The 18,240-nt window shown below is 33.6% G+C and carries 19 protein-coding genes; 9 read left to right on the top strand and 10 right to left on the bottom strand.

The annotated features are described in order from the left end of the window. Nucleotides 1-138: 138 nt before the first annotated feature. The 6 genes from OIU83_RS12405 to OIU83_RS12380 all read left to right on the top strand — a co-directional run bounded on the left by OIU83_RS12405 (nucleotide 139) and on the right by OIU83_RS12380 (nucleotide 5,247). Entirely contained in the window at nucleotides 139-1,272 is a 1,134-nt protein-coding gene (locus OIU83_RS12405) for a DegT/DnrJ/EryC1/StrS family aminotransferase (protein ID WP_264206573.1), read from the top strand. A gap of 59 nt (nucleotides 1,273-1,331) precedes the next feature. Beyond that, a complete protein-coding gene (gene galE, locus OIU83_RS12400; RefSeq protein WP_264206572.1) occupies nucleotides 1,332-2,354 on the top strand; it encodes a UDP-glucose 4-epimerase GalE in 1,023 nt (340 codons plus the stop codon). Nucleotides 2,355-2,437: 83 nt separating this feature from the next. Further along, a complete protein-coding gene (locus OIU83_RS12395; protein WP_264206571.1) occupies nucleotides 2,438-3,343 on the top strand; it encodes a DMT family transporter in 906 nt (301 codons plus the stop codon). A gap of 104 nt (nucleotides 3,344-3,447) precedes the next feature. After that, entirely contained in the window at nucleotides 3,448-3,645 is a 198-nt protein-coding gene (locus OIU83_RS12390; RefSeq protein ID WP_264206570.1) for a hypothetical protein, read from the top strand. Further along, nucleotides 3,633-3,950, top strand: a complete 318-nt coding sequence (locus tag OIU83_RS12385; RefSeq protein WP_264206569.1) for a hypothetical protein — start codon at nucleotides 3,633-3,635, stop codon at nucleotides 3,948-3,950. Before OIU83_RS12390 ends, OIU83_RS12385 begins: the two co-directional genes overlap by 13 nt. Nucleotides 3,951-4,044: 94 nt before the next feature. Next, nucleotides 4,045-5,247, top strand: coding sequence for a glycerophosphodiester phosphodiesterase (locus OIU83_RS12380; RefSeq protein WP_264206568.1), 1,203 nt, complete (start codon nucleotides 4,045-4,047; stop codon nucleotides 5,245-5,247). 115 nt (nucleotides 5,248-5,362) lie between these two features. Here the strand turns inward: OIU83_RS12380 and OIU83_RS12375 are convergent, their stop codons facing one another. The 4 genes from OIU83_RS12375 to OIU83_RS12360 form a co-directional block, all read right to left on the bottom strand. After that, nucleotides 5,363-5,884 carry a hypothetical protein gene (locus OIU83_RS12375; protein ID WP_264206567.1) on the bottom strand — a complete coding sequence of 174 codons (522 nt, stop codon included), beginning with the start codon at nucleotides 5,882-5,884 and terminating at the stop codon, nucleotides 5,363-5,365. A gap of 113 nt (nucleotides 5,885-5,997) precedes the next feature. Further along, nucleotides 5,998-6,324, bottom strand: coding sequence for a LytR/AlgR family response regulator transcription factor (locus OIU83_RS12370; RefSeq protein WP_264206566.1), 327 nt, complete (start codon nucleotides 6,322-6,324; stop codon nucleotides 5,998-6,000). 162 nt (nucleotides 6,325-6,486) lie between these two features. After that, nucleotides 6,487-7,362, bottom strand: coding sequence for an ACP S-malonyltransferase (fabD, locus tag OIU83_RS12365; protein ID WP_195736687.1), 876 nt, complete (start codon nucleotides 7,360-7,362; stop codon nucleotides 6,487-6,489). A gap of 75 nt (nucleotides 7,363-7,437) precedes the next feature. Then, a complete protein-coding gene (locus OIU83_RS12360) occupies nucleotides 7,438-7,695 on the bottom strand; it encodes a DUF983 domain-containing protein (protein ID WP_264206565.1) in 258 nt (85 codons plus the stop codon). 204 nt (nucleotides 7,696-7,899) lie between these two features. Here OIU83_RS12360 and OIU83_RS12355 point away from each other — a divergent pair, with 204 nt between their 5' ends. Beyond that, nucleotides 7,900-8,763 carry an AraC family transcriptional regulator gene (locus OIU83_RS12355; RefSeq protein ID WP_264206564.1) on the top strand — a complete coding sequence of 288 codons (864 nt, stop codon included), beginning with the start codon at nucleotides 7,900-7,902 and terminating at the stop codon, nucleotides 8,761-8,763. Between the two features lie 379 nt (nucleotides 8,764-9,142). Here the strand turns inward: OIU83_RS12355 and OIU83_RS12350 are convergent, their stop codons facing one another. From OIU83_RS12350 to OIU83_RS12340, 3 genes are all read right to left on the bottom strand, one after another. Further along, nucleotides 9,143-9,673, bottom strand: a complete 531-nt coding sequence (locus OIU83_RS12350) for a YceI family protein (protein ID WP_264206563.1) — start codon at nucleotides 9,671-9,673, stop codon at nucleotides 9,143-9,145. Between the two features lie 47 nt (nucleotides 9,674-9,720). Beyond that, on the bottom strand, nucleotides 9,721-10,443 hold the full coding sequence (locus tag OIU83_RS12345; RefSeq protein WP_264206562.1) for a pirin family protein: 723 nt from the start codon (nucleotides 10,441-10,443) through the stop codon (nucleotides 9,721-9,723). Between the two features lie 642 nt (nucleotides 10,444-11,085). After that, entirely contained in the window at nucleotides 11,086-12,567 is a 1,482-nt protein-coding gene (locus OIU83_RS12340) for a helix-turn-helix domain-containing protein (RefSeq protein ID WP_264206561.1), read from the bottom strand. Nucleotides 12,568-12,685: 118 nt separating this feature from the next. On the opposite strand from OIU83_RS12340, the gene aceB reads away from it, so the two are divergent. Both aceB and aceA read left to right on the top strand, forming a co-directional pair. Beyond that, nucleotides 12,686-14,287, top strand: a complete 1,602-nt coding sequence (gene aceB, locus OIU83_RS12335) for a malate synthase A (RefSeq protein ID WP_264206560.1) — start codon at nucleotides 12,686-12,688, stop codon at nucleotides 14,285-14,287. Between the two features lie 127 nt (nucleotides 14,288-14,414). Beyond that, nucleotides 14,415-15,695, top strand: a complete 1,281-nt coding sequence (gene aceA, locus OIU83_RS12330; RefSeq protein WP_039114763.1) for an isocitrate lyase — start codon at nucleotides 14,415-14,417, stop codon at nucleotides 15,693-15,695. Nucleotides 15,696-15,811: 116 nt separating this feature from the next. Here the strand turns inward: aceA and OIU83_RS12325 are convergent, their stop codons facing one another. Genes OIU83_RS12325 through purT form a run of 3 tightly spaced genes read right to left on the bottom strand, consistent with a single transcriptional unit; the run spans nucleotide 15,812 to nucleotide 18,057 of the window. After that, nucleotides 15,812-16,387 carry a Crp/Fnr family transcriptional regulator gene (locus OIU83_RS12325; RefSeq protein WP_264206559.1) on the bottom strand — a complete coding sequence of 192 codons (576 nt, stop codon included), beginning with the start codon at nucleotides 16,385-16,387 and terminating at the stop codon, nucleotides 15,812-15,814. Then, on the bottom strand, nucleotides 16,387-16,704 hold the full coding sequence (locus OIU83_RS12320) for a DUF6370 family protein (RefSeq protein ID WP_264206558.1): 318 nt from the start codon (nucleotides 16,702-16,704) through the stop codon (nucleotides 16,387-16,389). The genes OIU83_RS12325 and OIU83_RS12320 overlap by 1 nt, the downstream gene beginning before the upstream one ends. Nucleotides 16,705-16,707: 3 nt before the next feature. After that, nucleotides 16,708-18,057, bottom strand: a complete 1,350-nt coding sequence (gene purT, locus OIU83_RS12315) for a formate-dependent phosphoribosylglycinamide formyltransferase (protein WP_264206557.1) — start codon at nucleotides 18,055-18,057, stop codon at nucleotides 16,708-16,710. Between the last annotated feature and the right edge of the window lie 183 nt (nucleotides 18,058-18,240).

Here is an 18,240-nt window from a genome sequence, read left to right as displayed (position 1 = left end):
TTCTTTCAATTATTTTCATTGGTTTAAACTCATTAAATAACTATTTTTGTTCCTCGTTTTTGAAAGTGTTATTTTAAAAGCCAACTAAGATATGGCTTTGTTCTTTTGGGAGCGCAAACTTTAAATTAGAATATCGTAATGAAAAAAATTCAAATGGTTGACCTAAAAAGTCAATATGATAAAATAAAAGAAGCTGTAAATGCTTCAATTCAAGAGGTTTTAGATACTAATACATATATTAATGGACCATTGGTTCATCAATTCCAAAAAAATCTTGAAACGTATTTAGGGGTAAAACACGTTATTCCTTGTGCAAATGGTACAGATGCATTGCAGATTGCAATGATGGGATTGGATTTAAAACCGGGAGATGAAGTTATTACTGCCGATTTTACTTTTGCAGCAACAGTTGAGGTGATTGCTTTGTTGCAATTAACACCAGTTTTGGTAGATGTTGAGATGGATAGTATGAATATTTCTATTGATGCTATTAAAAAAGCAATTACACCAAAAACAAAAGCAATCGTTCCAGTTCATTTGTTTGGTCGTGCTGCTAATATGGATGCAATTATGGATCTTGCAAAAGAGCATAATTTATATGTAATTGAAGATAATGCACAAGCAATTGGAGCTGATTATATCTCTAAGTCTGGTGAAAAATCCAAAGTGGGAGTTATGGGACATGTAGCTGCAACTTCTTTTTTTCCATCTAAAAACTTAGGTTGTTATGGAGATGGTGGAGCAATTTTCACGAATGATGATGCTTTGGCACATATTATTCGCGGGATTGTAAATCACGGAATGTATGAGCGCTATCACCATGATGTAGTAGGGGTGAATTCACGTTTAGATAGTATTCAGGCAGGTGTTCTGGATGTAAAGCTTCCATTTCTTGATACTTATAATAATGCTCGTCGTGAGGCAGCATCTAAATATAATTCGGCATTAGCAGGACATGCAAATATCATTACACCTTCGTTTAATGCTAGTGAAAATGATCACGTTTTTCATCAATACACATTAAGAATTATTAATGCTGATAGAAACGGATTATTACAACATTTACAAGATAAAGGAATTCCTTGTGCAATTTATTACCCAATTCCGTTGCATTCACAAAAAGCATATGTTGATGTTCGTTATAAGGAAGAATACTTCCCGGTAACAAACCAATTAGTGCAAGAAGTATTGTCATTGCCAATGCATACAGAATTAGATGATGAGCAAATCAAATTCATCACCGATTCGGTTTTAGAGTTTTTAAATAAATAGATAATTTGCAAACCCGATTGTTTAGATAATCGGGTTTGTAAATATATAAACACCAATTCATGAAAATAGTAGTAACAGGAGGATTAGGTTTCATTGGTTCGCATACTGTGGTCGAATTACAAAATGAAGGTTTTGAGGTAGTTATAATTGATAATCTTTCCAACTCAACAGAGGGAGTTTTAGATGGAATTGTAGCTGTAACTGGAAAAAAACCTTTGTTCGAAAAATTGGATTTACGGGATAAAGCGGCAGTTCAGGACTTTTTTAAGAAATACAAAGATGTTTCGGGAGTAATTCACTTTGCTGCTTCAAAAGCTGTTGGTGAAAGTGTAGAGAATCCGTTACTTTATTATGAAAACAATATAACGACACTAATTTATTTGCTTCAGGAATTACAACAAAAACCAGAAGCTAGTTTTATATTTAGTTCATCTTGTACTGTTTACGGTCAAGCTGAAAAAATGCCTATTACGGAAGATGCTCCGGTGCAACAACCTATTTCTCCATATGGGAATACTAAGAAAATTGGAGAAGAAATCATCCGGGATACTGCCAAAGCAACTAATATTCGTGCCATTTTATTGCGCTATTTTAATCCTATTGGTTCGCATCCTTCTGCCGAAATCGGAGAATTGCCAATTGGAGTTCCTCAAAATTTAGTCCCTTTTATCACACAAACCGGGATTGGGTTGCGTAAAGAATTATCAGTCTATGGAGATGATTATCCTACAAACGATGGTACCTGTGTTCGGGATTATATTCATGTAGTTGATTTAGCAAAAGCACATGTCGTAGCGCTACAGAGATTATTGGATAAGAAGAATCTGGAGAAAGTAGAAACGTTTAATCTGGGGACAGGAAAAGGAAGTTCTGTCTTGGAGGTGATTACTAGTTTTGAGAAAGCAAGTGATACAAAATTACCTTATAAAATTGTAGCAAGAAGAGAAGGTGATATTACTGAGGCATATGCAAATACAGCAAAAGCTAATGATGTGCTGGGGTGGAAAGCACAATCTACGCTTGATGAAGCGATGAAAAGTGCTTGGAAATGGGAACAAAAGATAAGAAGCAAAGTTTCTTAGTTTAAAATAGATAGTATTTTAAAAGTCCCAAATTATAGAATTATAATTTGGGACTTTTTTATTTAAAACATATATCATTAATAATGAAACAGAATCCGGATTATAAATTATTTCTCTGTATGGCTACAGTTGGAATCGTGTGGGGAACAACCTTTTTGGGGATTAGAGTTGCAGTGGAGACAATTCCGCCTTGGTTTGTAACTTCTATTCGTCAAGGTTTGGCGGGATTAATAATGTTGATTATTTTATTGTATAAGAAGCAATTAAAATGGATTGGATGGGAAAATTTCAGACATCAGTTAATTCCGGCCTTGTTAATGATTGTAATTGCAAACGGATTTACAACAGTTGCCGAGCAAACTTTACCAAGTGGGTTAGCGTCGATAATGAGTGCTTTGTCACCGGTACTTATTTTTATTGGTAGTGTTATATTTGGATTACAAAAACCAAGTTTAAAAGGATTTATAGGAGTTATAATTGGTTTTGCAGGAGTTGTTTTTATATTTAAAGAGGGGCTAGGATCTTTTTTGGATTCTAATTACCAACACGGACTTCTATTTATGGGGTTGGCTATTTTGGGTTGGGCTTCGGGAACAATTTATACCAAAACTCACGCTAATAAATCGAATAATATTACATTGAATTTATTTTACCAGTTTACTATAGCTACTTTGGTTCAGTTGGTTTTAGCATTCATTTTTTCTCCAAATCCAGATGTAAGCTTATGGAGTACGAGAAGTATTTTTGCAGCTTTATATTTGTCTGTTTTTGGATCGATACTTGCTTTTTTCTCCTATCATTATGCTTTAAAACGAGTAACGGCAATTCAGGTTTCGATTTTATCTTATATCAATACTATAATTGCAGTTTTTCTCGGATGGTTATTGTTGGACGAAGTAATTACTGTAGATTTTATTATCGCAACAGCACTTATTATATCAGGAGTTTTTATTATCAATTATAAAAAGAAAGAAAAAAGGATTGTGTAAAATCTTGTTTCTAATTAATAAAAATCCCAAATTATCATCTTGATAGTTTGGGATTTTTTGTTTAATGTAAAATGTTGTAAATTTGGCTGTTAAATAAATTCGTCATGAATGCTAAAAAAGAAAAATCTAAAATAAATAAAGTCGAAGAGCCTTCGGTTGCTTATGAAGTTTCTCCGGCTAAATTTAAGGGAATTGATAGGACTACTTTTGATTTTGATGAAGAGATGAAAAAGGGATTTACACCAGAGGAGTTTAAGGCTGAAATGTATAAAAGAATAAAAGCATATCCTTGGGAAAAATAATTTTCGAACAAGTAGTTCTGGAATATTTTGATAAGTTAGTTTTTGCTCTCTTTACTGAGGAATATTTTAGTTACCCTAAAAGTGCTCAACTTTACGTTGATAAAATTGTAGATTTTATAATTCTAGAAATTTCTAGCTTCCCACATAGGGCAGCGCCAAAATCACTTCGATATTTAGGTTCAAATTATATTTTTTATAAAGTAAATAAAAGGACTACATGGTTTATTTTCTTTGAAAAAAAGAATGAAAGTTTCTTGATTACAGGAATTTTAAATAATCATTGTGAAGAAGCAAATGGTTTTTAATTCTGTTTCTTTAGCAAGAAAGTATAACTGATATTTAACTCATTGCTAACGTGAATTGATTATAAATAGCATTCATTTGTTTAAAATTTAAATTATGAACTCATTTCAAATTTTAAAAAGTGTCATTTTTATAAGTGGAGTTATTTTGTTACTATCTTGTGATACAAATGATAATAATGAAGAGATGAAAGAAAAAGGAAAATATCCTACTTTAACTGGAGCAAATCCTATTGTAATTGCTCATCGTGGCGCATCAGGTTATTTACCAGAACATACTATTGAAGGGTATACTAAAGCTATCGAAATGGGAGCTGATTTTATTGAGCCTGATTTAGTAATGACAAAAGATGGGCAACTTGTAGTGCGTCATGAGCCAATGTTATCCGGAACGACAAACGTATCAGAAATTCCGGTTTTTGCTTCTAAAAAAACTACCAAAAATATTGATGGCGCAATGATAACCGATTGGTTTGTTTCTGATTTTACTTTAGCAGAAATAAAACAATTAAAAGCAAAACAGGCTTTTGCGGAGCGCTCACAACAGTATAATAATATGTATGCGATCCCAACATTTGCAGAAGTTATTGCTTTGGCAAAACAAAAATCAGCACAATTAGGACGTGTTATCGGGATTTATCCAGAAACAAAACATCCTTCTTTTCATGAAGCATTAAATTTAAAAATCACCGATAAATTATTAGAAATGTTAACTGCTGAGGGATGGAACAATGCTTCTTCTCCAGTATATGTTCAGTCGTTTGAAGTTTCTAATTTGCAATATATAAGAACTAAATCGACAGTAAAGACTATTCAATTATTAAGTTGTTCTGATGTGGCTCTAAACGGAGATTTAGTTTTTGCAGTTCCAGAAGGAGGAATGATTTCTGATGGAAAACCGTATGATTGGCATCTAAAAGGAGATACTAGAGATTACGGATTTTTTAGAACGCAGGCAGGTTTGGATTTTGTAAAAACCTATGCAACAGGAATTGGTCCGTGGAAACCTTTTATTATTCCATATAAAGGGGTAGATGCAAATAATGATGGCAAAGCAGATGATATAAATGGGGATGGTAAAGTTGATGATGCCGATAAAGTAGCGTTACCACCAACAACTTTAATTTCGGATGCGCATAAAAAAGGATTACAAGTACATGCATATACGTTCAGAAATGAAGGGAAACGATTGTTGAGTAATTATAAAAATAACCCAACTTTAGAATATCAGGCTTTTTATAAATTAGGATTGGATGGTGTGTTTTCTGATTTTACAGATACTGCCGTTCAAGCGAGATAATTTTCTTTTCAATAAGAATCTCTAATTGCAAGGTTTTTAAAACTTTAGATATAAGGATGTTAATTGCCAAATACCTAACAGGTTTTAAAAACCTGTTAGGATAATCTAGAGATTGTTACTGCGGGTCGAAAGTTTGAGGAATTTTTCTGTCCTCTTTTTCTTTGTCAAAAGTCCAAGATATAATCCACCATCTGCCTTCGTTGTAATAGAGTTGTATGCTGTTAATTCCTCTTCGGGCAACAGGACCATTTTTTGCTAATCTAGTTTCATAAGTGCTCCAAACGTGAGCGATATTCCCAAATACACGAACTTCTCTATTTATTTCATTTTCATAAAAGGCTGTTTTTGCAACCATAGTATCGGTTTCTTTATGAAAGTCTTTAAGAGACATTGTGGTTTGTTGTATTTTTCCATCAGTATTTTCCGCAGGAAAGGAATAAATAGCATTTGGGTCATGAAGCGAAAGATCGCGTTCCCATTGTCGTTTTTCTCCAGCTTCTCCCGAAACAGCTTCGTAAGTTGCTTTTATAATTCCGTTAATAGTAGCTACATCTTCCTTTAAAGGATATTTTTGTGCATTCGAAATTTGTGTAGACATAATAATAGTTAATGTGATTTTTAAAATTGCTTTCATCATTACTGAATTGTTTAATGTTCAGGCAAATGAAAACAAAGTATAAAGCACATGAAACTATTTTATACAAACGTGTGTAAATACTATACACACTGCTTATATTTTTATGTAGGCGGTTATAACATAAATTTATCGAGAGCGGTAGTAAGGCATTCTTTGTAGGTTTTGCCAATGGTGATTTTATTTCCTTTGGCCATGATATGATTGTCTTCTATGCTATCGATATTAGTCAGGTTAACTATTGAAGAATTGTGAACCCTCATAAATTCATTGGGTAATACATCAATCAAATCTTTTAGGGATTTGTAATAAGTGTATTTTGTATTATCTATAGTTATTATTTGTACATAATTACCTAAACCAGTAATGACGGCGATAGTATCAAAGTATAATTTGATTATCTTTTTATCGGTTTTTATGAAGGTAAATTTTTCAGATGTCATTGTTAGTTTTTAGTTTGCGTGGTTTTTCGAAATTACATAAAATTATTTATGGTGAGTTTGAAATATTAAAAAAAATCCCCACAAACATAGGCTTGTGAGGATTCTATTTTTGTTGACAATTTTTAGACTGACTTCTTAAAATTGTAACTGAATACCGAAAAATTATGCATTTGCAGTAACAGCTTCTTTATCAATTTTACCGATTAATCCAGCTAAAACTTTTCCAGGACCTACTTCTGTAAATAAAGTAGCACCATCAGCAATCATTTGTTGTACAGATTGAGTCCATTTTACAGGAGCTGTAAGCTGAATGATTAAATTCTTTTTTATTTCATTTGGATCAGAAACCGCACTTGCAGTTACGTTTTGATATACAGGACAAATAGGAGTAGAGAAAGTTGTTGCTTCAATCGCAGCAGCCAATTCTTCTCTTGCAGGCTCCATCATTGGGGAGTGAAAAGCACCACCAACAGGTAATATCAAAGCACGTTTTGCACCAGCAGCTTTCATTGCTTCACAAGCTTTCTCTACAGCAGTTGTTTCTCCAGAAATTACTAATTGTCCAGGACAGTTATAATTTGCAGCAACTACAATTCCGTCTATCGAAGCACAAACTTCTTCTACAACATTATCTGCTAAACCTAAAACTGCAGCCATTGTAGATGGAGTAATTTCGCAAGCTTTTTGCATTGCCAAAGCACGTTGTGAAACTAGTCTTAATCCGTCTTCAAAAGACAAAGTACCATTTGCAACCAAAGCAGAAAATTCTCCTAATGAGTGACCAGCTACCATTTCTGGTTTAAAATCTTCTCCCAAAGTTTTGGCTAAAATAACCGAATGCAAGAATACTGCAGGTTGTGTTACTTTAGTTTCTTTTAGTTCTTCGGCAGTACCTTCAAACATGATATCTGTAATTCTGAAACCTAATATTTCATTAGCTTTCTCGAATAATTCTTTGGCTAAAGCCGAATTTTCATACAAGTCTTTACCCATTCCTGTAAACTGTGCGCCTTGACCTGGAAATACGTATGCTTTCATTTGTTTTAATTTAAAAATTTAATGATTCTGAAATTGAAAAATTAGTTTCAATTGAAAGGCAAAAATACTATTTTTTTAGCTTGAATAATTCTTAAACATGTAAATCCATAACAATCTCGAAAATCGGATATTAAAGAATGAGAAAGATATAATTACCGCAGCAATAATCGGAATGATTCTTAAATCGAAATTTTTTTCAAAGAAAAATTGAGCAATGCAATAAGTGGCAATACTTTGTGCAACTGTTAATCCATAATTCATGTACATGGCGCCAAAGAAGAAACCAGGTTCTTTCTCGAATTTAAAACCACATTCGCTACAGGTTTTGTTCATTTTTGGAAATTTGATATTGAAAAATATATTTTTTTCATCAAAAACTTTTCCTTTGTGACAATTAGGACATTCATTTCTTAAAATATGTGTGATCATATATGACATAATTGATTCATTTTTTATTATATACAAAGATACCTCGCTGGTTTTCAATTCTGTTTTTATATCTTCGCTTATTATAGCACAATAAAGACATTTGTGACCATGAAAAAGTATCCAATTTATAGCGTTAAGAATTTTAGTTGTAACGATACAAGAAGCGATTTTTATGTGAATTCTTTTACAGAGCATTTAAAAACGCATAGTTTCGTCGAGAAACCGCATCGCCATGATTCTTATTTAATGGTTCTTTTTACAGATGGTTCTGGAATTCATGAGATTGATTTTGATAGGTTTGAGATAAAAAAAGGAAGTTTGTTTTTGCTTCAGCCTGGACAAATACATTTTTGGAGTTTATCGCAAGACATTGAAGGGTATGTTGTAATCTTCTCTCAGGAAATGTACAACCTGTATTTTGGTCAAAAAAAAATCAATGATTATGCTTTTTACAGTTCAATAAATAATAAACCACAAGTTTATTTTGATGCCGATGCTATAAAAGGAATTGAACCTTATTTTGAGTTGTTAATGCGAGAAAGCAAGCAGAAAAATAAATATCAATTGGATAAAATGCTCAATTTATTAGATTCAATTCATATAGAAATTGCAAGGAAATATGATGATTCCGAGGTTCATGAAGTACATCCGTACAATATAAAAATAAAGAAATTTGAAGAACTTCTGGAACTTCATTTTAAAAGTAATAAATCGCCTTCGTTTTATGCTGAACAATTGCATATTACCTTAAAACATCTCAATAGAATATGTAATGATATTTTGAAAAAAACAGTAACAGAAGTAATTATAGATCGTGTTGTTCTGGAAATAAAAAGAATGCTAATCGATAAGCAATTAGCGGTTAATGAAATTGCCGAAGAAGTTGGGTACGATGATTATTCTTATTTCTCTCGGGTTTTTAAAAAATATACCAATTTATCGCCAACAGAGTTTAGGAATTTGAAGAAGTGATTTTTTTTGTGAGAGGTGAGAAGTAAGATGAGAGAAACAAGATTGTTTGTTTGTAATGATTACTCGTAAAAGAGCCACAATCTTGTCTTCCTGACGAAGGAAGGATCTCCGCTAGTGACTCGGCAAAGTTTGTGGTAAATAGAACGCAGATTAAACAGATTCACAAAAGTGAAGACGCAGATAAAAACGGATTTTTCAAACAATGATAAACAATAGTTATTAACGTGTTGTTTGTAGAGATGCACCGTAGTGCGTCTTCATAATGTAATTCTGAAAAGTTTGTAATCTTCTACATGGACATAAAAAAATAAAACCCTATGCTTTGTAAAAAAGCATAGGGTTTTAACCAAATTAAATACTAAAATTTATGAGGAGATAATTATTGTTTTGCAAATTGCAATTCGATGTTTAAGCGAACATCATCGCTTACTAAAACACCTCCAGCTTCTAAAGCTGAATTCCAATTTAATCCCCAATCTTTACGGTTGATTTTACCTGTAATATTCAAACCAACTTTTGTGTTTCCCCATGGGTCAGTCATGATTCCGCTAAATTCTACCGGAAGTTTAACTTGTTTTTCAACACCTCTGATGTTTAAATTACCAGTAAGTTCATAATTACCATCGTCTATTTTTGTAAAAGAGGTAGATTTAAAAATCATTTTTGGACTATTTTCTACATCAAAGAAATCGGCACTTCTTAAGTGATTGTCTCTGTCTGTGTTTCCTGTATCAATAGATTTGATGTCTGCAGAAAATTCAATTGCTGCATTCTCAAAGTTATTTTCATTACTTGTAATTGTAGCTTCGTAGTTGTTAAACTTACCTGAAACATTAGTAAACATCATGTGTTTTACTTTAAATCCAATTTCTGAGTGTGTTGGGTCAATTGCCCATTTTGTAGTTGCCATAATTTTTTGTTTTTATTTATTAAATAATAGTTTTATATAATGTTGAATTAATAATTTACTTGCATCGGAATTTCCATTATAAGAAACTCAGCATCAGTATTTGCAGTAAAAGTTACGGTTTTAAAATCAGTAATTCCGATAGCGTCACGAGTATTTAATTCATGACCATTGATAGTTACGTTTCCTTTTAGGATAAAAACATATAAACCGTTCCCTTCTTTTTTAACTGAATATTCTGTTGTAGTTCCAGCATCAAAATTCCCCATGTGGAACCAAGCGTCTTGATGAATCCAAACTCCGTCATCATCAGGATTTGGAGATAATACTTGTTGTAATTTATTGTGTCTGTCCTCAGTATTTAACGAAATTTGTTGGTAACGAGGCGTCACATTACGTTTGTTTGGGAACAACCAAATTTGTAATAATTTAGTTTGCTGATCTGCATTTGGATTAAACTCACTATGTTGGATTCCTGTTCCGGCACTCATTACTTGAATATCTCCGTGCTTGATGATTTCAGTATTTCCCATGCTGTCTTTATGAGCCAAATCTCCTTCAAGCGGAATGGTAATAATCTCCATATTATCGTGAGGGTGTGTACCAAAACCCATTCCTGCAGCAATAGTATCGTCGTTTAAAACACGAAGTGCTCCAAATTGTATACGCTCTGAATCATAATAAGTTGCGAAACTAAAACTGTGATATGCGTTAAGCCAACCGTGGTTTGCATTTCCACGAGTTTCGGCTTTATGAATTACTATATTTTCCATGATTGTTTGTATTAGTTGTTATTTGATAGGGCAAATTTACAACCAAAGGAAAGGGTGAGCACTTAACCTAGATTAAGAAATTTTTTTTTTGAGGTTCAGAGGTTCAGAGAGGCAAAGGTTCAAAGGAGAATAGGTTCTGAGTTGCTGAGGTTCTAAGTTACTAAGTTAAGAGATTTTAGAGTGAAGATTAACGATTGCTGATTTTTGATTTTGTGTTAATAAATAATAGGATTTTTGATTTTGCGAGGTTTTGTACTTCTGAAATCAAAAATCGTTAGTCAAAAATCGTTAGTCGAAAATCTTAAATCATTCCTTAACTTAATGGCATTGGGTACTAAGTGGCAAAGGGACAAAGGCGCGTCTACACATAAACTAACCACAAACTAACCGCAATATTGTCATCCTGACGCAGGAAGGATCTCCATGAGTAACTCGTTAAAGATTTTGAGTTACTAAGGTTCTGTTTTGGGTTAATCAAAAAGTGAGTGCAATCTTGTTATTCTGAGGCGGAGTCGAAGAAGTGTTACTATTATAGTAGTGCATTGTGTTAGTTTCTCGTGGAGATTCTTCCTTCGTCAGAAAGACAAGTTTGTGTAAAAGTATTATGGTTTAAGGCTTGTAATAATCTAACAATCCAAAATTCTAACTATACTTCGCGATATATTGCTGTACAACTAAATCGGTGTTTTCGTGGCGTTTTTTGTTTTCTAGTTGCGTTGGAGGTGAGGCTCTTTCCATGCAGTTTTTTACAGCGCAAGTTTCGCAAGTAACACCAACTATTTGTTTTACAACAGGTTTGGCTTCTATAAACTTAAATTTCTTTTTCATGGCTGGAGTAATCAGGATTCCAACCGAAATACTTCGGATGCAGTTTTCTACAAAAGGATCTTTGGTTGCTGATGAAAAAACAAGATATTCGTTTCCGCTATTCTCATAGCTAGAAATCTGAGCGTCAAAAAAATGAGCTTTATTTTGTTTAATAGCTTCATCGATGGTTTTAATCGAAACCCATCGGCGACAATAATGCTCATTCATTTCATTGGCATGAGGTTCTTGCTGATTGGTAATATGAAGCTCTTTTTTTATTTGATATGTTCCTGAACCTATATGGTGAGACATTCTCAGAAAAAATAAATTCTTTAAATGGAAATCCTTTGGTAAAAGATTGGTTAATCTTTGATAAAATGATTCTGGTGAAACATTGAATTTTTCGATTAAAGCTACAAACTCTTCTGGTCTTGGTTGTTCTTTGGTCAAGAAAAGATTAATGTCGTCTATTAATAATTTTCTTGGTAATAATAGTGCTCCAGCAAAATAGGAAGCATAGAAATTATGCAAGACTTGATCAAAATTATCAAACTTTATCCAGCTGAAGGTTAGTAATCTGTCGGTTATTTCTAAGTAATTATACGCTATTTCTTTGGCTAATATAAAAGCTCTTTGTGGATCATCTATTTCTTTAGATAGTAATAATGTTTTGCTTTTAGGAACATAAATAGATCGTAAGTCTCCCAAAGCCTCCTGATCTTTAAAAAGGAGTTCCTTAATTGTATAACCGTATTCTTCTTTTAGGATAGCACTTAACTCAAGAGTGGAAATTTGATTTTCTAGATTAATCTGAAATGATTTTGAAAAAGCGACTACTTTATTTTCTAAATCTTCAAAGTAATTGGTATGTGCTTCTTGATAAGAACGCAATGATGCTAAGAAAAAACTTTCTCGGCTTAAATTATAATGTTGAGCAATTTCTATTATGGTACTAATAAAGGCATTGACTTTGGCGGGAGCATTAGCAATAATATCAATTAAATCATTTTCATGGATTCCAAAAAGCTCTAATGGAATTTCTTTTAGAATACCAGATTTTAAAATTTCGCCTATCGGTGCCAAGTTGTTATCTAGTTTCAAAGAAACCATTTGATCATAACTTATGTCAAGATTTTCGCACAAGAGTAAAATCTTGTCCGTCTTCGGATATTTTTTTCCTTTTTCTATTTCGTTCAAATAGGATTTAGAAAGGTTCGTGAGTTTGGCTAAGCCAAATAACGAAAGGTTTTTTTGCGTGCGAACCTGTCTTAATTTAAGTCCGAAAATAAGTTTGATATAGTCTTTTTCAATGTCCATAACTCAAAAATACGCATTATAAAAATAATCGCCAAAAAAATATTTTTAATATTTAGCGAACGTTCGCTTGTTTTGTAATAATCTTTTTTATAACATTGTAGTATAAAATGTATTAGCTATGAAAAACCAATTGGAAATTACAGAGTCGGCAATGGAGTTTTTAGCCGAAAAAAACAATTCTTATGCTGCTATTTGGACAGATGAAGCAGTTGCTTTTATAACAGAATTGCACCGAAAATTTGATTCTCAACGAAAACTATTATTGTTGCAAAGAGAACAGAGACAAATTTTATTTGATCAAGGTGTCATGCCGACTTTTCCAGTTGAAACTAAATTGGTCAGAGAAGATAATTGGACAGCAGGATCCATACCCAAAGATTTATTAGATAGGAGAGTAGAGATTACAGGGCCAGTTGATAGAAAAATGATTATCAATGCCCTTAATTCTGGTGCAAAAACTTTTATGGCCGATTTTGAGGATAGTACATCTCCAACATGGGAGAACTTAATGAGTGGACAAGTAAATTTAATTGATGCTGTAAATAAAACGATCAGCTTAACAGATGAGGTGAAAAATAAAACCTATCAGTTAAATGAAAAGATAGCAACATTAATTGTTCGCCCAAGAGGATTGCATCTTAAAGAGAAACATGTTCTTGTAGAAGGGCAGGAAGTTTCAGGATCTTTGGTAGATTTTGGTTTATATGTTTTTCATAATCATAAAAAATTACTTGAAGAAGGAACTGCTCCCTATTTCTATATCCCAAAATTAGAACATTATCTAGAAGCGCGTTGGTGGAACAATGTTATTGAGTTTACTCAGAATTATTTTAGAATTCCTCAGGGAACAATTAAAGTTACGGTTCTTATAGAAACGATAACGGCAAGTTTTCAGTTGGACGAAATTATTTTCGAATTAAAAAATCACATCGTTGGATTAAACTGTGGTCGTTGGGATTATATTTTTTCATACATAAAAAAATTCCACAAGCATCCTTCGTTTTTAGTTCCAGATAGAGATCAGGTAAATATGACTTCGCCTTTTATGAAAGCTTATTCTAGTCTTGTAATTCAGAGATGTCACAAAAGAGGAATTCATGCAATTGGCGGAATGGCAGCACAAATTCCGATTAAGAATAATGATGAGGCTAATGCTATCGCTTTCGCGAAAGTAAAAGCTGACAAAGAGCGTGAAGTACGTAATGGACATGACGGAACATGGGTAGCACATCCGGATTTGGTTTCATTAGCAAAAGAGATATTTGATGCAGGAATGCCAACACCAAATCAGATTCACATAGCAAGACCACACCTTATAATTACCGAACAAGATTTGCTTGAAGTGCCACAAGGTACTATAACAGAAGAAGGAGTTCGAAAAAATATTAATGTAGGAGTTTTGTATCTGGCTTCTTGGCTTAACGGACAAGGTGCAGCGGCTATACATAATTTAATGGAAGATGCGGCAACAGCAGAGATTTCTAGATCTCAATTGTGGCAATGGCTATATAACAAAGTGGTTTTGGATAATGGAAAGCAGTTGAATCTGGCCTATTATCACAAATTAGCTTTAGATGAATTCAGTAAAATTAAAAAGGAATTGGGCGAAGAAAACTATGAAAAACGCTGGTTTCCTTTGGCTGAAAAAGTATTAGAAAGACTGGTTGTAACGCTCGACTTTGAAAACTTTCTTACTATACCGTGTTACAAATATCTATAATGAATTAAAAATTGAGAATTAAAAATTAAAAATATTTTTTCACGCAGATTTAGCAGATAACGCAGATTTTTAATTCTCAATTTTTAATTTAATAAAATGCTTTACTAACAACCCAAATAACTATACTATGAAAACAACAGAAGACAGAATTCAGGAATTGATCAACGATTGGTTAACAAACCCAAGATGGGCAGGAGTAGAGAGACCTTACACAGCAACTGAGGTGGTTACTTTGCAAGGTTCTTATGAAATAGAACATTCTATTGCCAAAATGGGCGCTCAAAAATTATGGAGAAAACTTAAAAGTCAAGATTTTGTAGCAGGATTAGGTGCTTTAACCGGTAATCAGGCAATACAAGAAGTTGATGCAGGTTTAGAAGCTATTTATTTGAGTGGATGGCAAGTCGCTGCAGATGCAAATTTGGCTGGCGAAATGTATCCTGATCAATCTCTTTATCCTGTAAATAGTGTGCCTATGGTGGTTAAGAAAATAAATAATGCTTTGTTAAGAGCAGATCAAATTCAGGTTGTTAATGGAGTTCAGGATAAAAAAGATTATTTAGTACCAATTGTTGCAGATGCCGAAGCTGGTTTTGGAGGAAATCTAAATGCATTCGAACTGATGAAATCTATGATTGAGTCTGGAGCTTCTGGAGTTCATTTTGAAGATCAATTGAGTTCTGCTAAAAAATGTGGACATCTTGGAGGAAAGGTTTTAGTGCCAACTCAAGAAGCGATTAATAAATTAGTAGCAGCAAGATTAGCAGCAGATGTTATGGGAACACCAACTCTTATTGTTGCAAGAACTGATGCTGATGCAGCAAATTTATTAACAAGTGATGTAGATCCTAGAGATGCTCCGTTTATTACTGGTGAGAAAACTAATGAAGGTTTCTTTTATGTAAATAGCGGAATTGATCAAGGAATTGCAAGAGGATTAAGTTATGCGCCTTATGCTGATTTAATCTGGATGGAAACCAGTAATCCGGATTTGGTATATGCTAAAAAGTTTGCTGATGCTATGCGCGAGCAATTTCCTGATAAAATGTTAGCTTATAATTGTTCTCCATCATTTAATTGGGCAGCTAAATTATCTGTTGCCGAAATGGAAACTTTTAGAGAAGACTTGGCTGCAATGGGATATAAATTCCAATTCATCACTTTGGCTGGTTTCCATGCTTTAAATACAAGTATGTTCGAATTGTCTAAAGCATATAAAGAAAGAGGAATGGCTGGATATTCTGAATTACAGGAGAAAGAATTTGCTTTGCAAAGTAGCGGATTCCGCGCTGTAAAACACCAAGCTTTCGTAGGAACTTCTTATTTTGATGCGGTACAAAATACTGTAACAATAGGAAAATCAACAACTACAGCAATGAAACATTCTACTGAGGTTGAGCAGTTTTAATTCAATAAAACAAGTTTAACATTGAACTGGTTTTTAAATTTTAACCATTAAGATATTAAGTTTCATTAAGATTTAAAACTTAATTTTTCTTAATATCTTAATGGTTTAAAAAAAAACTATTTTTTCAAAAGTCTTGCTTTCATTTTGCTAAAAAACTCGGGTGTGACTCCGATGAAAGAAGCAATTTGTTTTTGGGGTACTTTCTGGATTAGTGTTGGATATTTGGCGCAGAATTTCTCGAAGCGTTCTTCGGCAGATAAACTTAGATTATCCATTAAACGTTGCTGATTGGCAACCAATGAATTCTCGGTTAAAATCCTGAAAAAACGTTCTAATTTTGGAATGTCAAAATACAATTGTTCTTGGTTTTCTTTACTAAGTACAACAACTTCCGAATCTTCTAAAACTTCGATAAATAGTTGTCCTGGTTTTTGGGTAATAAGACTGTACATATCGCTTATCCACCATCCCTGACAAGAAAAACTCAATACGTGTTCTACAATATTATCATTGATATTAAAGCTTCTAATGATTCCTGAGTTTATAAAATAAGATTCTTTGCAAATATTTCCTGCGTTTAATAAAATCGTTTTGGCTTTATAGAAACGGGTTTCGGTTTTGGATAAAAAATGAGCTTGCTCCTCTGGAGTTAGCGAAACATGTTTGGCAATGTTTTCTAGAATTAAATCCATTATTTTTCTTTTACCAATGTAAACGTAGTTACTTTATAACGATTGTTTTCTATTTTTCCAGTAACTGCTGCTTTACGGATAGTATTGCAAAAGCCGTCTTTGGCATGCGCATCACCATGTTCGTCTATAGTGGTTCCGTCTACAAAATAAGATTTTCCGTCTATGCGAACGGCTAAATCACAGCTATTGCCTTTCATCCCAAATTGACATTCTCCACAAGCTGTTTCTACAATTTGAGGTTTTTCGGTAGTTTTTTTGTCTTGTGCATTGATTGTGATACTCAAGAATAGAAATGCTATAAATACTAATTTTTTCATCTTTTATAAATTTACGGTTATTAATTGTGCGGTTTTTTTTGCTCTTTCGACTACTTCTTCAATAGGAGTTTCCAGAATGTCATTTGATAAAACAACTCCCATACGACGATAAGGTCTAGAGGTTGGTTTCCCAAAGATACGGAAGTCGGTTTTAGGTAATGCAGCAACTTTTTCGATTCCGGTATAAGTCGGATTATTAGATTCTCCTGAGGCTAGAATTACGGCACTTGCTCCAGCTTTTTCTAGAGTTATTTCGAAAATTGGTAAACTTAAAATAGCACGTAAATGCAATTCAAATTCGTTGAAGTTTTGTGTTCCTGCTAAAGTTACCATTCCGGTGTCGTGCGGGCGAGGGGAAAGTTCTGAGAAATAAACTCCTTCGTTGGTTAGAAAAAATTCTACTCCAAAAAGCCCTGCGCCTCCCAAAGCTTCGGTTATTTTCTCGGCCATATCTTGGGCTTCGTATAAATCTTTGTCGGATACTCTGGCGGGTTGCCAACTTTCCTGATAATCACCGCGTTCTTGTCGGTGACCTATTGGGGCGCAAAACAAGGTTGGGTTATTATTCTGGGTAATTGTTAAAAGTGTAATCTCTGAGTTGAAATCTACAAATGCTTCTACAATTACTTCGATAACATCTCCGCGCGAACCTGCTACGGCATAATCCCAAGCTTTTAGGATATCCTCTTGAGTTTTTATAGTTGACTGTCCTTTTCCTGAAGAGGACATTAAAGGTTTTACAACGCATGGCATTCCTACTTCCTGTACGGCTTTTTGTAGTTCTTCGGCTGAGGTTGCGTATTGGTATTTGGCAGTTTTTAAGCCAAGTTCTTTGGCTGCCAAATCACGAATGGCTTTACGATTCATAGTAAAGTTAGCCGCTTTAGCAGATGGAACTACGGTAATACCTTGTTTCTCGTAATCGTAAAAACGTTCGGTACGGATGGCCTCTATTTCGGGAACTATAAAATCGGGTTTATGTTTGGCAACGATTCGGTCAAGGGCTTCGCCATCGAGCATATTGATTACTTCAAAACCATGTGCAACTTGCATTGCAGGAGCATTTTCGTAACTATCTACAGCAATTATGGTTTGTCCGATTCGTTGTGCTGCGATGGTAAATTCTTTGCCTAATTCGCCTGAACCTAGAAGTAGTATTTTCATTTTGGAGTTTTGTAATGTTGGAGTAGTAAAAGTAACTAAAAATGTTTTTAACCACAAAGTTCTATTCACATTCCAACTGTAGAGACGCACCGCAGTGCGTCTACGTAATCTATATCTATAATCTATTTTTTGGATGTGTTGATTTAACCGCAAGGTTCGCAAAGGATTACGCGAAGGACGCAAAGACATCTCGCAGATTTTGCAGATTTAATTGTTGGCTGTGTTGTAATACTGTATGTAGACGCACTGCGGTGCGTCTCTACAGTCTGTACGCGTAAATAGATATTTGGTATAATTGAAATAAAAAAGTTCGCAAAGATTTTAAAATTAATCTTTGTGAACCTTTTTGTAAATCTTTGCGCTCTTCTTTGC

It is taken from the genome of Flavobacterium shii (genome assembly GCF_025847235.1).
Classification (GTDB): Bacteria; Bacteroidota; Bacteroidia; order Flavobacteriales; family Flavobacteriaceae; genus Flavobacterium; species Flavobacterium shii.
This window is presented reverse-complemented; position numbering and strand designations above follow the sequence as displayed.